Annotated in this window: 10 protein-coding genes and 1 pseudogene; 8 read left to right on the plus strand and 3 right to left on the minus strand. The window is 66.4% G+C overall.

Translation table 11 applies throughout. The annotated features are described in order from the left end of the window. Positions 1-90: 90 nt before the first annotated feature. Together CVM73_RS15100 and CVM73_RS15105 are read left to right on the plus strand one after the other, a co-directional pair. Positions 91-1,371 carry a lipoprotein-releasing ABC transporter permease subunit gene (locus CVM73_RS15100; RefSeq protein ID WP_100232743.1) on the plus strand — a complete coding sequence of 427 codons (1,281 nt, stop codon included), beginning with the start codon at positions 91-93 and terminating at the stop codon, positions 1,369-1,371. 7 nt (positions 1,372-1,378) lie between these two features. Then, positions 1,379-2,083, plus strand: a complete 705-nt coding sequence (locus CVM73_RS15105; protein WP_100232744.1) for an ABC transporter ATP-binding protein — start codon at positions 1,379-1,381, stop codon at positions 2,081-2,083. Between the two features lie 317 nt (positions 2,084-2,400). Here CVM73_RS15105 and CVM73_RS15110 read toward each other — a convergent pair whose 3' ends face one another. Then, the gene (locus CVM73_RS15110; protein ID WP_167406840.1) at positions 2,401-3,480 is read right to left on the minus strand and encodes a quinone oxidoreductase family protein; all 1,080 of its coding nucleotides are present in this window, start codon (positions 3,478-3,480) and stop codon (positions 2,401-2,403) included. Between the two features lie 109 nt (positions 3,481-3,589). Between CVM73_RS15110 and CVM73_RS15115 the strand changes: the two are divergent. After that, positions 3,590-4,374: pseudogene (locus CVM73_RS15115) on the plus strand (helix-turn-helix transcriptional regulator). A gap of 222 nt (positions 4,375-4,596) precedes the next feature. Continuing rightward, a complete protein-coding gene (gene map, locus CVM73_RS15120; protein ID WP_100232746.1) occupies positions 4,597-5,346 on the plus strand; it encodes a type I methionyl aminopeptidase in 750 nt (249 codons plus the stop codon). Between the two features lie 224 nt (positions 5,347-5,570). On the opposite strand, the gene CVM73_RS15125 is transcribed toward map, so the two are convergent. Together CVM73_RS15125 and CVM73_RS15130 are read right to left on the minus strand one after the other, a co-directional pair. Then, positions 5,571-5,834, minus strand: a complete 264-nt coding sequence (locus CVM73_RS15125) for a DUF3551 domain-containing protein (RefSeq protein WP_100232747.1) — start codon at positions 5,832-5,834, stop codon at positions 5,571-5,573. Between the two features lies 1 nt (position 5,835). Then, the gene (locus tag CVM73_RS15130; protein WP_100232748.1) at positions 5,836-6,144 is read right to left on the minus strand and encodes a DUF3551 domain-containing protein; all 309 of its coding nucleotides are present in this window, start codon (positions 6,142-6,144) and stop codon (positions 5,836-5,838) included. Positions 6,145-6,398: 254 nt separating this feature from the next. Here CVM73_RS15130 and CVM73_RS15135 point away from each other — a divergent pair, with 254 nt between their 5' ends. From CVM73_RS15135 to CVM73_RS15150, 4 genes are all read left to right on the plus strand, one after another. Further along, entirely contained in the window at positions 6,399-7,121 is a 723-nt protein-coding gene (locus CVM73_RS15135) for an outer membrane protein (RefSeq protein ID WP_100232749.1), read from the plus strand. 449 nt (positions 7,122-7,570) lie between these two features. Next, positions 7,571-11,074, plus strand: coding sequence for a DNA polymerase III subunit alpha (dnaE, locus tag CVM73_RS15140; protein WP_100232750.1), 3,504 nt, complete (start codon positions 7,571-7,573; stop codon positions 11,072-11,074). Positions 11,075-11,188: 114 nt separating this feature from the next. Beyond that, complete coding sequence (locus CVM73_RS15145; protein ID WP_100232751.1) at positions 11,189-11,932, plus strand: carbonic anhydrase; 744 nt, start codon at positions 11,189-11,191, stop codon at positions 11,930-11,932. A 296-nt stretch (positions 11,933-12,228) separates the two neighbouring features. After that, positions 12,229-14,643: caspase family protein (locus CVM73_RS15150; RefSeq protein WP_100232752.1), on the plus strand; the 2,415-nt coding region annotated here is incomplete at its 3' end.

Raw genomic sequence — 14,643 nt, forward strand, 5'->3', positions numbered from 1 at the left:
TAAGGCTGGTTGGCTGAATATTGTTCATCGCGCGATATCGCGGCCGCCAATCCGGCCACAATTGACCCCGAATCATGGGATTATCGAGCGATGGATGAGACCATGACCGGAACCGTGCAAACCGCGCCTTTCGCGCCATTCGAGTGGATGCTGTCGGCGCGCTATTTGCGGGCGCGCCGGAAGGAGGGATTCATCTCGGTCATCGCCGGGTTCTCCTTTCTCGGCATCATGCTGGGCGTCGCGACGCTGATCATCGTCATGGCCGTGATGAACGGCTTCCGCAAAGAGCTGCTCGACAAGATCCTGGGGCTCAACGGCCACATCCTGGTGCAGCCGCTGGAATCGCCGCTGACCGATTGGAAGGACGTCGCCGAGCGCATCAGTCAGGTCGAGGGCATTCGCCTCGCGGCACCCGTCGTGGACGGTCAGGCGCTGGCGTCATCGCCATGGAACGCCTCGGGCGTCCTGGTGCGGGGCATCCGCTCCGACGATCTCAACAACCTCACCTCGATCGCCAAGAATATCAAGCAGGGCTCGCTCGAAGGCTTTGACGAGGGGCAGGGCGTCGCCATCGGCCGCCGCCTCGCCGACCAGCTGTCGCTGCATGCCGGCGATAGCGTGACGCTGGTCGCGCCGAAGGGCGCGGTCACGCCGATGGGCACGACGCCGCGGATCAAGCCCTACAAGATTGTCGCCGTGTTCGAGATCGGCATGTCCGAATACGATCTCGGCTTCGTGTTCATGCCGCTGGCCGAGGCGCAGGCCTATTTCAACCGCAGCAACGACGTCACCTCGATCGAGGTGTTCACCACCAATCCCGACAAGATCGACGCCTTCCGCAAGGCGGTGACGGAGGCGGCGGGCCGGCCGGTATTCCTGGTCGACTGGCGGCAGCGCAACTCCACCTTCTTCAATGCGCTCCAGGTCGAGCGCAACGTCATGTTCCTGATCCTGACCATGATCGTGCTGGTCGCGGCGCTCAACATCGTCTCCGGCCTGATCATGCTGGTGAAGGACAAGGGCAGCGACATCGCCATCCTGCGCACGATGGGCGCCTCGCAGGGCTCGATCATGCGGATCTTCCTGATCACGGGCGCCTCGATCGGCGTCGTCGGCACGCTGGTCGGCTTCTTCGTCGGGCTCGTGATCTGCCTCAATATCGAATCGATCCGGCAATTCCTGTCCTGGCTGACCAGCACCGAGCTGTTCTCGCCGGAACTTTACTTTCTGTCGAAACTGCCCGCCGAGATCGACGTCGGCGAGACCACGGCGGTCGTCATCATGGCGCTGACGCTGTCGTTCCTGGCGACGCTCTATCCGTCGTGGCGCGCCGCGCGCCTCGATCCCGTCGAAGCGCTCCGGTACGAGTGAGGGGCTGATGGAGCAGCAGCAGGGGGCGGAGGATGTCCCGGTCATTTATCTCCACGAGATCAAGCGGCAGTACTTGCAGGGGGAGGTGCCGCTGACGATCCTCGATGGCGCCAAGCTGGCGCTGTGGGCGGGACAGTCGGTCGCGCTGGTGGCGCCGTCGGGCTCGGGCAAGTCGACGCTGCTGCATATCGCAGGGCTATTGGAAGCACCCGATTCCGGCGAGGTCTATGTCTCGGGCGCGCCGACCTCGCAGCTGCCCGACATCGAGCGCACCCAGCTGCGCCGCACCGATATCGGCTTCGTCTACCAGTCGCACCGGCTGCTGCCGGAGTTCTCGGCGCTGGAGAACGTCATGCTGCCGCAGATGATCCGCGGCCTGAAGAAGTCCGAGAGCGTCAAGCGCGCCAAGGAGCTCCTGGGCTATCTCGGGCTCGGCGACCGCATCACCCATCGCCCTGCCGAGCTGTCCGGCGGCGAGCAGCAGCGTGTTGCGATCGCACGTGCGGTTGCCAACGCGCCGCGCGTGCTGTTTGCGGACGAGCCGACCGGCAACCTCGACCCCGGTACCGCCGAGCACGTGTTCCACGCCCTGATGCAGCTGGTCAAGGCGACGCAGGTGTCGATGCTGATCGCGACCCACAACATGGAGCTCGCCGGCCGCATGGACCGGCGGGTCTCGCTGTCGCATGGCCAGGTGGTCGAGCTCGACTAACTGAAGGGCGCGCTTGGTTCATGCAGCCGCGGACTCCGTTCACCTCTCCCCAGCGGGGAGAGGTCAATTTGCGCCCGCAAATCGGGTGAGGGGGCGCTGCCCAACGAGAGACCGTAAACCCTCACCCGGCGCGCGGGACGATGCTTCGCATCGCCCGGGACGCGCCGACCTCTCCCAAGGGAGAGGTGAATTCCCGACGGCGCGCTAGTTCGACCTCAAACTAAAAAACTGCGAAAACAACCCCATGCACAGTAGCCAAGTACTTGGCGGGACTTGCGAAAAAAATCGGCGACGGCGCTCCGCCGCCGCCTCGGGGCTCAAGGCCTGATCACCGTCAATTTGAACGGCCCGCCATTGGCCGCGGCGTGCGCCACCGCCTCGTTGGCGTGGTCGAGGTCGAAGGCTCTGGTCTCGTACTCGTCGAGCCGCAGCAACCCGGCGCGCACCAGCGCGATCAGGCGGCTCGCCGCATCCGGCGGATACATCCAGACGCCGTGGATGCTGATGCAGTTGCGCATGATCCAGGGGTAGGGCAGCTCGAGGCCCGCGCCGCCCGCCATGCCGACGCCGCCCATCAGCACGACGCGGCCATACGCGCGCACGGTCATGACAGCGGCCCGCACGACGGTCGGGCTCACCGAGGGCGGCATGATGTCGAACACGCAGTCGATCGGGCCTGATGCAGCGCGCTTCATGCTCTCGCGGTCGTCGTCCTCGTTACCGGTGAGCCTGACCGGCTTCACGCGGCTGCCGAAGCGGCGGACGAGGTCGGCCAGGATCTTCTCGTTGCGCCCTGGCGTGACCACGCAGGCCGCGCCCATCGCGAGCGCGACCGAAACGGCGGCGCTGCCGAAATTGCCGGTGGCGCCGCTCACCAGCACAGTCTCGCCAGGACGAAGGTTTGCCGCGAGGAAGCCGCCATAGGGCACCAGCAGCGTGCCCAGCGCGCACCAACGCGTCGCTTCCTCCGGCGTGATCGCGCCGAGGCGTTTCACGTTCTCGGTCGGCAGGCGCATCTGCTCGGCGAAGGAGCCGTGGCGAAAGTGCTTTTGCAGAGACATGCCGCCGGGCCCGGCGGCCGTCAGCCCTTGCAGGGCGATATCGGGCGCAACGGCGTCATCGCGGGAGCGCACCGTCGGATCACAGAACACCCAGTCGCCCACGCTGAGCTTGGTCGCGTCCGGGCCAATCGCGCGCACCCGGCCAATGCCGCCGGGGCCCGGGATGATCGGCAAGTCGAGTGCGTAATTGCGCTCCCCGCTGAAGACCTCGTTCATATAGGAGAGCACGCGCGTGGCGACGACATCGACGATGACCTCGCCGGTGCCGAGCACCGGTTCGGGGACATCTTCGATCACCAATGGCGAGCCGAAGGATTTGAGCACGGCAGCTTTCATGATGTTCACCTCAAAGTCGGGTGAAGCCGATATGCACCGCCTTGGAGGCGCAGAGAAGGCCTGGTATTATCCTAGTATTCAAAAAGCCCTCCATCGCGGGAGCGACATCATGGCCGATCCACGCCGCGTCGAGTTTGGCGACTTCCTCCGCTCCCGCCGAGAAAAACTGTCGCCGAAAAGCGTTGGACTTCCGGCAGGTCGCCGCCGGCGTACTGCGGGGCTGCGCGCGAGGAGGTCGCGCAGCTCGCCGGCATCGGCGTCGACTGGTACATCCGCCTCGAGCAGGGCCGCACCGTCAGCCCGTCGGTGACCACCGTCGATGCGCTGGCCCGCGCGCTGCGCCTCAGCAAGACCGAGCACGCTCACCTGAAGGCGCTGGCGCGCGACGGGGACAAGCGTCCATTCACGCGCGAGATCGTGCCGCCGCCGATCCGGCGGATGATCGAAAGCCTGAAGCAACCGGCCTACATCACCGGACGGCGCTGGGACGTGCTGGCCTGGAACGACGCGGCCGAGGACGTCTTCGGCTTCGGGCGATTGCCGGAGCAGGACCGCAACACGCTGCTCCTCATGATGACCAACAAGCAGACGCGAAAATCCTACGGCGCCGGCTGGGCGGACGTCGCCAAGGCCATGGTGGCGATGTTTCGCGCGACCCACGACGTCTGGGCCGGCGATCCCGCCTTCACGGCGTTGCTGACGCGCTTGCGCGAGGGCAGTCCGGAATTCGTCAAATGGTGGGAGGCACACGACATCCGCAGCACCATCTCGGGCCGCAAGACCATGAACCATCCGACCAAGGGCGTGCTGCACTTCGAGCACACCAGCTTCCAGGCCAACGACGATCCCGCGCTGAAGCTCGTGATCTATACGCCTGTCGGGGCTGGGGACTGATGGACGGGCAGGCTTCAGCTTCTGAAGATTGACGGGCAAGCCTCATCGCTCGCCGCGCGCTCACGGCACGGGCGTGGCCGAAGGCGCTGCGCTGACGTTCGGCAGGGGACCTGCTGTCCAGGGACTGTCCGTCCAGGGCGTCGGCTGCAGAGGAGGTCTTTGCTCCGGTTTGCAAGCGAGCGTCACTACCGCTATGCCCCGGCTTTCGAGAAGAGCCCCGATATGACGATCTCCGATGACGACGACCTGACGCGCCTGAAAGAGATCGGGCGCATCGTCGCCAATACGCTGGAGGCGATGGGGAAGGCGCTCGAGCCGGGCATGACCACGTCCGAGCTCGACCAGATCGGGCGAAAGCTCCTGGAGGCTGCCGGGGCGCGTTCGGCCCCGCAGCTGGCCTACGATTTCCCCGGAGCGACCTGCATCAGCGTGAACGAGGAGATCGCGCATGGCATCCCGGGCGAGCGACGGATCGCGCGGGGCGATCTCGTCAACATCGATGTGTCAGCCGAGAAGAACGGCTTCTTCGCCGATACGGGAGCCTCGTTCGCCGTTCCGCCCGTCGCTCGCGCGATCGAACGTCTTTGCAGGGACGGCCGGCGGGCGCTGTGGGCAGGGCTGCGGCAGGTTGGCACCGGCAAGCCGATTGCCGGCATCGGCCAGGCTATCGGGACCTTTGCGCGGAAGAACGGCTACAGCCTGGTCAGGAATCTTGCCAGTCACGGCGTCGGCCGGTCTCTCCATGAGGAGCCGACAGAGATCGCAACATGGCCCGACCGCTCCGAACGCCGCATCATGAGCGACGGCCTCGTGTTCACCGTCGAGCCGTTCCTCTCCATGGGCGCCGAGTGGGCGCAGGATGGGGACGATCCGTGGACGCTCTACAGCCGCCCGCAGGCGCCGACCGTTCAGTACGAGCACACCGTGATCGCCACGCGAAACGGACCTGTGATCGTCACGCTGGCCGGTTAGGCAACCGAGGTCAGTCAGGTCACGCAAGACGATCGATGATCTGAAGGAGCCGATCGCAGGACGCCTCGATCCTCTCGAGCGGAGACGTTGCGACCCCGAGCAACAGTGAAGGCGCAGATCTGCAAGCCGAACGCGTGCACGCGCATCCGCAACACGCCCTGGCAAAGCTGAGGAGACGCAGTCGCTACGCCGCAGGAGTCTTGGCGGCAGCCGAACGGTTTTGATCATCCGGCGCCAGTGCCCGGCGAGCTCGAGCGAGGACGCGTTGGTTTCTTCATTGGAAAGTACGGATTCACGACGCAACTCGCGGAGCGCCCGACGGCGAGATACCGGCACTGCGCAAGTGAGCCGTAGCGGCAGTCGAAATAGCCGACGGGGCCGTAGATCTGCATGCAGACCGGATAGCTCGGATCGTAAGTCTGCGCGTGCGCAGCTCCGCTTGCCGGAAGCATAGCGGCGAGGGCGAGCATGAGTGCGCCGCGGCGCATCTCAGCGCGGCAGGAAGTAGCCCGGCGTCTGCGCGCGCGGACGATTTTGATACGCGTATGGATCGTCGCTCGGTCCAACGAAATACGGATTGGCGATGCAGGTCAGCGCGCGACCGGACGCGCTCGCCTGACACTGCGCGTAGCTGTCGAACCTGCAATTGCTCAGTCCCGGCCATTCATCACCAGTGAGGCAGAACGGATGGTTCTTGCCGAATGCGCGCGCGGGTGTGCTTGCAGTTGATGCGAGTGCAAATGTGATGAATGCGAGCGAAAATGTGGCGACAATGGGATGAGGAACTCGACCGCGCATTTCGATTCTCCAATCACGCGAATGTGCGCGCGACGTCATTACGCGCGCATGCAGCTTATGTCGTGTAGTCGACATTGGAACTCATGAAAACCCTTGTTTCAAAGGGTTTCCGCGCACCTGCCGATAAACATTCGTTAATGAGCAAGGTCCTTTCGACCGGACTGTTGCGTCGTGGTTACAGCAATTCCGTCGATCGCTGTTATGACCACAGTTGCGGCCCGGGGGCCCTCTGAAGAAACTGGAACGGGAATCAAATGAAGAAGAATTTGTTGCTTGCCGCTGTCAGCCTCGTCGCGCTCAGCGCGGCTGCGCCGGCGCTGGCTGCTGACCTCGCGGCGCGGCCCTACACCAAAGCTCCGCCGGCGGCGATCGCTGCCGTCTACGACTGGAGCGGCTTCTACATCGGCATCAACGGCGGCGGTGGTTCCTCGCACGTGACCTGGGATTTCGTTGGCGTTGGTCGCGAAGGCTCGCACGATGCGACCGGCGGCACGGTCGGTGGCCAGATCGGCTATCGCTGGCAGTCGGGCCAGTGGGTGTTCGGCGTGGAAGGCCAGGGCAACTGGGCCGACTTCTCCGGCGACAATCTCAGCGCGCTGTTCGCCACGCGCAACCGCACCAAGATGGATGCGTTCGGCCTGATCACCGGCCAGGTCGGTTATGCCTGGAACAACGTCCTCATCTACGTGAAGGGCGGTGCGGCCGTGGTTAGCGACAAGTACGAGATCTTCGACGTGGCCGGCCCGCTGCTCGCTTCGACCAGCCAAACCCGCTGGGGTGGCACCGTCGGCGCTGGCCTCGAATACGGCTTCGCTCCGAACTGGTCGGTTGGCGTCGAGTACAACCACATCTTCCTGTCCGACAAGGACGTGACCTTTGCCGGCTTCGCTGGCTCGGAGCGCATCCGTCAGGACGTCGACATGGGTCTCGTCCGCCTGAACTACAAGTTCGGCGGCCCGATGATTGCCCGCTACTAAGACGTACCGCTTCTTTTGGAAGCGACCGTCGAAGCCCCGGCCTTGCGCCGGGGCTTTTTATTTCCTGATTTCAACGAATTAACTATTCACTGTCGGAATGATCGAGGCGGCTTGACTCCTTAGAACAAACTGAGAACAATGTTCTCCATACGTTCCAACAAGGGAGCAAGCCATGTTCAGGGTTTTCGTGGAAGAAGCCGCCGCGCTGGCGTCCATCACGCTGTTCGTCGGGATGATCGCGATCTGGGCGCAGGTGATTCCGCAGCTCTGATTCCCGAGCTTCTGGCATGTTGGGGAAAAGCCGGATGACGGGGCGAAGCGGTCGCTCCTGCGTGGACTCTCGCGGCGCGACACCTCACCATTGTGAGGCGAGTCGGCCGGACGGGGGCATAATGCCCTAAGGCGCCGGCGACTGCTCCATCTCATCTGCAAGAGGCCGTCACGCGACCATGCCGAGCGCCGGATTTGTCCACCTTCACGTTCACTCGGCCTTTTCGCTGCTCAAGGGCTCGATCAAGATCGGCAAGCTCGCCGAGCTTGCGAAGAAAGACCACCAGCCCGCGCTGGCGCTGACCGACACCGACAATTTGTTCGGTGCGCTGGAGTTCTCCGACAAGATGGCGGGCTCCGGCATCCAGCCGATCGTCGGCTGCGAGCTGGCGATCGATTTCGGCGATCAGGATCCCAATGCGCGCAATGCGATGGGACCGTCGCGGGTCGTGCTGCTGGCAGCGCAGGAGCGCGGCTATCGCAGCTTGATGCGGCTCAACTCGCGCGCGTTCCTGGAATCGCCGGACAGCCATGCGCCGTTCATCAAGTTCGACTGGCTCGAGGGCGAGACCGAGGGCCTGATCGCGCTGACGGGCGGACCGGACGGGCCGATCTCGCTGGCGCTGGCCGGCGGCATGACGGAGCTCGCCGGCGTGCGCTGCGAGCGTCTCGCCGCTCTGTTCGGCGACCGCCTCTATGTCGAATTGCAGCGCCACAACGCCGAGAACGAGCGGCGCGTCGAAAGCGGCTTGATCGACATCGCTTACGCCAAGGGACTGCCGCTGGTCGCGACCAACGAGCCTTATTTCGCCTCCACCGACGATTACGAGGCGCATGACGCGCTGCTCTGCATCGCCGGTGGCCGGCTGATCGCCGAGACCGATCGCGTGCAGCTGACGCCCGATCACCGCTTCAAGACGCGCGCCGAGATGGCGGTGCTGTTCGCCGACATTCCGGAGGCGCTGGCCTCGACGGTGGAGATCGCCGAGCGCTGCTCGTTCCGCCCGATGACGCGCAAGCCGATCCTGCCGTTCTTCACGGTCGGTGCCGCGCAGAGCTCGGACGCCGCCGCAGTCGAGGCGGCGGAATTGAAGCGCCAGGCGGAGGAGGGGCTTGCCAAGCGCCTCAGCGTCCACGGCCTGTCGCAGGGCACCACCGAAGAGGACTACAACAAGCGCCTGGCGTTCGAGCTCGACGTCATCATGCGCATGAAATACGCGGGCTACTTCCTGATCGTGTCGGACTTCATCAAATGGGCGAAGTCGCAAGGCATTCCGGTCGGGCCCGGCCGCGGCTCCGGCGCAGGCTCGCTGGTCGCGTGGGCGCTGACCATCACCGACCTCGATCCGATCAAGTTCGGCCTGCTGTTCGAGCGCTTCCTCAATCCCGAGCGCGTCTCGATGCCGGACTTCGACATCGACTTCTGTCAGGACCGCCGCGGCGAGGTGATCCAGTACGTGCAGCAGCGCTATGGCCGCGATCAGGTCGCGCAGATCATCACCTTCGGTACGCTGCAGGCGCGCGGCGTGCTGCGCGACGTCGGCCGCGTCCTGCAGATGCCCTATGGCCAGGTCGACAAGCTCACAAAGCTCGTGCCGCAGAATCCGGCGGCGCCGGTGACGCTGGCCGCCGCGATCGAGAGCGAGCCGAAGCTCCAGGCGTTTCGCGACGAGGACCCGGTGGTGGCGCGCGCCTTCGACATCGCCCAGCGCCTGGAAGGCCTGACGCGCCACGCCTCGACCCATGCGGCCGGCATCGTGATCGGCGATCGTCCCCTGAGCGAGCTCGTGCCGCTCTACCGCGATCCCAAATCCGACATGCCGGTGACCCAGTTCAACATGAAATGGGTCGAGCCGGCGGGCCTCGTGAAGTTCGACTTCCTCGGCCTGAAGACGCTCACCGTCCTCGACGTCGCGGTGAAGCTGCTCAAGCCGCGCGGCATCCACATCGATCTCGCCACGCTGCCGATCGACGATGCCGAGAGCTACCAGATGCTCGCGCGCGGCGACGTGGTCGGCGTGTTCCAGGTTGAAAGCCAGGGCATGCGGCGCGCGCTGATCGACATGCGCCCGGACCGTTTCGAGGACATCATTGCGCTGGTCGCGCTCTATCGCCCGGGTCCGATGGCGAACATCCCGACCTATTGCGCGCGCAAGCACGGCGACGAGGAGCCGGAATATCTGCATCCCGTGCTGGAGCCGATCCTGAAGGAGACCTTCGGCGTCATCATCTACCAGGAACAGGTGATGCAGATCGCGCAGGTGATGTCGGGCTATTCGCTCGGCGACGCCGACCTCTTGCGCCGCGCCATGGGCAAGAAGATCCGCGCCGAGATGGACAAGCAGCGCGACATCTTCGTGGCGGGCGCGGTGAAGAACGGCGTGCCGAAGGGGCAGGCCGAGACCATCTTCGAGCTCTTGGCGAAGTTCGCCGACTACGGCTTCAACAAGAGCCACGCGGCGGCTTACGCGCTGGTGTCCTACCACACCGCCTACATGAAGGCGCATTATCCGGTGGAGTTCATCGCGGCGTCGATGACGCTCGATCTCAACAACACCGACAAGCTCTCCGAATTCCGCTCCGAGGCGCAGCGCCTCGGCTTCAAGGTCGAGCCGCCCAACATCAACCGGTCAGGCGCGACCTTCGAGGTCGGCGAGAAGACGATCTACTACGCGCTCGCCGCGCTCAAGGGCGTCGGCATTCAGGCGATCGAGCAGATCATCGCGGAGCGGACCAGAGGCGGCCTGTTCACCTCGCTCGCCGATTTCGCCGCGCGGGTCTCGCCGCGCGCGATCAACAAGCGCATCATCGAAAGTCTCGCCGCCGCCGGCGCCTTCGATACGCTGGAGCCGAACCGGGCGCGCGTCTTTGCCGGTGCCGATTCGATCCTGGCCGCCTGCCAGCGCGCGCACGAAGCCGCGACCATCGGCCAGAACGACATGTTCGGCAGCGCGGCCGATGCGCCGACCATCATGCTGCCGCAGGTCGAGCCGTGGCTGCCAGCCGAGCGGCTGCGCCGCGAATACGACGCGATCGGTTTCTTCCTGTCGGGACATCCGCTCGACGATTACGCGACCGTGCTGAAGCGGCTGCGGGTGCAGAGCTGGGCCGAGTTCTCGCGCGCGGTGAAGACCGGCGCCACCGCCGGCAAGGTCGCCGCGACCGTGGTCTCGCGCATGGAGCGGCGCACCAAGACCGGCAACAAGATGGGTATCATGGGGCTCTCTGATCCCACGGGCCATTTCGAGGCGGTGCTGTTCTCGGAAGGCCTTGCGCAATATCGCGACGTGCTGGAGCCGGGCGCCGCCGTGCTGTTACAGTTAGGGGCCGAGCTTCAGGGCGAGGACGTCCGTGCCCGCGTGCTGCATGCCGAGCCGCTCGATGACGCCGCGGCCAAGACGCAGAAGGGCCTGCGCATCTTCCTGCGCGACACCAAGCCGCTGGACTCGATCGCCAAGCGTCTCGCCGGCCCCGACATGTCCGTCTCCAATGGCGGCGCGCCGAAGGTCGGCAGTCCCGGCATCGCACCGCGCTCCAACGGCGATGGCGAGGTCTCGCTGGTGATGATGCTCGACCTCGAGACCGAGGTGGAGATGAAGCTGCCCGGCCGCTTCAAGGTCTCGCCGCAGATCGCCGGCGCGATCAAGGCGGTCGCCGGCGTCGTTGACGTGCAGCAGCTCTGACACTGCGCGCGCCGCCGCAAACCAAAGCTTAACTAACAAGCTCCTGCGTGGTTTCGAAGTCTGCCCGGCACAGCTATCAGTTGCTCCCCGGCGCGAAACCAAGGAGGAAGAACCATGTGTGACAAATGCTCTGAAAATCAGCATCAATCGCTTGCTCCATCCCGGCGCTCGATGATGCTTTTCGCCGCCTCCGCGCTCGGAGTGGCGGCGTTCGGCGGGGCCGCGTCGGCCAAGGAGGCAAAGGTGCCGCCGAAGCCGCAGAACGTGCTGTTGCCCGATGCGGCGCTGAAGCGGCTGATGGAGGGAAATGCGCGCTACGTTTCGGGCGTGTCGCGCCGCCACGACTTCACGCATGAGCGCGAGGCATTGGTCGGCGGTCAAAATCCTTACGCAGCCGTTTTGAGCTGCGCCGATTCGCGCATCGCGCCGGAATATGCCTTCGACAGTGGACGCGGAGACCTGTTCGTGTGCCGCGTCGCCGGAAATTTTGCCGGCGATGAGACCGTTGCCAGCATGGAGTACACCGTCGCCGTGCTCGGCACGCCCCTGATCCTGGTGCTCGGCCATGACAATTGCGGCGCCGTCGACGCGACCATCAAGTCGCTGAAGGACGACAAGCCGCTGCCGGGGCACATCCCTTCGCTCGTCGCTGCGATCGCGCCGGCGGTGAAGACGGCGGCCCAGCAGAGCGGGAACACGCTCGACAACGCCACTCGTCAGAATGTCCTCGACAACGTCGCCAAGCTGAAATCGGCCGGCCCGATCCTCAATGCGGCGGTCGAGCAGGGCAAGCTCAAGGTGGTCGGCGGTATCTATCGGCTGAGCACGGGGACGGTCGAGTTGCTGGCCCAGGGCTGAGCCGCCCTTCCGGAGCACCGGGGCCGGTGGCCGCGCCTCTTCCGATGGAGGCCGGCCGCAGCCCCAGCTGCAAGCTGTGGACCGAGGTGCGCTGCACGATGAATGCTCGATCCGATCGCGCGACCTGAAGGAGCCTTGCGCCGTCTCGAGCTGACGTGAGGCTGACCCGGAGCTGACGCTCGCTGCGGCGCGGCCACGCCAGCGCCTCAATCCGAGCTTTTCGTTCAACCGCCGTTCAGCCGGCTGCGCGCCTCATGCGTCGTGGCACTTCAACAACAAGAGTGGGCAAGCAAGCCATGCGTGGGACGCTCAGAGCCTTCATCTGCCTTCTGCTGCCGATCATGGCCGTTGCCGCCGGCGTGCCGGACCAGGCGCGCGCGCAGCAGCCGGAAAAGCGCATCGCGCTCGTGGTCGGCAACGGCGCCTATGCCAAATCGCCGCTGGCAACGACGGCCAATGATGCCGGCCTGATCGCGCAGACGCTCCAGGCGGCCGGCTTCGACGTGGTCGGCGCGCGCGATCTCGACGGCGACACGCTGCGCAAGAGCTTGCGCGATTTCATTCAGAAGGCCCAGGCTTCGGGACCGGGCACCGTCGCGATGATCTATCTCGCCGGCTACGGCGTGCAGCTGGCCGGCGAGAATTATTTCATCCCGGTCGATTCCAACATCACCCGCGACACCGACATACCGACCGAGGCCCTGCGCATCAGTGACTATGTTCGCCAGCTCGCGTCCATTCCGCTCAAGGCCAACATCGTCGTGCTCGACGCGGCCCGCGCGCAGCCCTTCATCGAGGGCGGTCAGCCGATCGCGAGCGGTCTGGCGCTGGTCGAGCCCGAGGCGAACATGCTCATCGCCTTCAACGCCGCGCCCGGCACGGTGGCGCCGGAGGAGCCGGGCCCCTACGGCATCTACGCGCAATCGCTTGCCGAGATGATCCGCACCGGCGGCCTGCCGCTGCCCGAGGTGTTCGATCGCGTCCGCCTGCGCGTCAACGAGGCCTCCAAGGGCGCACAGGTGCCCTGGAACGAGCAGAAGATCTCGGCGCCGTTCTCGTTCTTCGAGCGTGGGCCCGACGCGCCGCCGCCCGAGGCCGCGCCCGACCAGGTCGCCGCGATCCGGAGCAGGCCGATCCGCGATCTCGGCGTGCAGGATGCCTATGCCGCCGCGCTCGAGCGCGACACGTTGCCGGCCTATGAGGAGTTTCTCGCGGCCTATCCCGGCGATCCGCTCGCCAAGCGCGTGATGGCAATCGTGGCGGCGCGCCGCGAAGCCATCACCTGGCGACGGACCTATCGGACCGACACGCCGGAGGCCTATTGGTCGTATCTGCGCCGCTATCCGCGCGGACCGCATGCGGCGGATGCGCGCCGGCGCCTGGCGATCCTCACCGCGCCGCCCGAGCCGCCGCCGACTTTCGCGATGATCGACTACGACGTGCCGCCACCGCCGCCGGAGGAGGTGGTCTATGTCGATCGTCCCGTGCTGTATTTCAGCGATCCCGATTTCGGCTTCGCGCCGCCACCGCCGCCGCCGGTCTATTATTTGCCGCCGCCGCCGCCGGATTTCGTCGTGCTGCCGCCGCCGCTGCCGGTGGTCGGCCTGTTCGTGTTGCCGCAGCCGGTGTTCGTGCCGATCCCGGTGTTCGTCAGGCCGCCGGTCTATGTCGCGCCGCCGCCGAACAACATCATCTACCAGAACATCCACAACACGACGGTCATCAACACCGTGATCAACCGCCCGCCGGCGCCGCCGCCGCCGGCCGCGGGGCCGGCGCCCGGACCGGGCAATCTGGCGCCGGCCGTTGCCGGCCGCGCCACGCCGGCAGGTCCCGCCGTGCCGCAGGCGGTCACACAACGCGCCGCGCTGATCCAGCAAGGCAAGGCGCCGATGCCGCCGAGCGCGACGATCCAGCCGACAGCGAGGCCGGGTATCACGGCACCGGCTCCGGCCAATGTCGCTCCTGGCACGACAGCGCAGCCGCCAGCCGCGGCCAAGCTGCCGCAGGCCAATACGCTGCCGCAGGCCAATACGTTGCCGGCGCCGGGAGCTCCCGGCCGCCCGCCGGCCGGAGCGGGGGCGGCGCCCGGTGCTGTCGCGCCGAGTGGCGCACCCAGTCCGACCGCGACGGCCCCTGCCGCCAACGCTCCAGCTGCGACACCTCCAGCGCAAGCGCCGGCCAAGCTGCCGCAGGCGAATACGTTGCCGGTGCCCGGAACCCCTGGTGGACCGCCGCCGCCGGCCGGGGCAGGGGGCGCGCCCGGCAATGTCCCGTCTCATGGCAGGCCCGCTGCGACCGCCACGGCGCCCACCGGCAACGTCCCGCCGGCGCAGCCAAATGCGGCAACCGCTACGGCGCCCAGCCACCCGCCGGCTCCCGGAAGTGCGACGACACCGTCCGCGGGCCTGCCCAGGCCGGCGGGGACAACAACCCCGCCTGCGCCTGACCCGCGCGGCATGCCGGCCGCGCCCCAGCCGGGCGCTGTGCCGCCGCCGAGCGCGGCCACCGGCAAGCCGGCCGTCCCGACCACGGTCAAACCCGCGACACCTCCACCGCCGCCAGTGGCGGCGCGGGCACCGTCCGGAGTTCAGGATCACCGGCCCGCGCCACCGCCGCAGGCCGCCAAGCCCGCCGCACCGCCACCGCATCCTCAGGCCCTGGCGAGACCGACGCCGCCGCCTCCGCCCCGGGTTGCACCACCCCCGCCG

The organism is Bradyrhizobium forestalis, assembly GCF_002795245.1.
In the GTDB taxonomy this organism is placed as follows: Bacteria; Pseudomonadota; Alphaproteobacteria; order Rhizobiales; family Xanthobacteraceae; genus Bradyrhizobium; species Bradyrhizobium forestalis.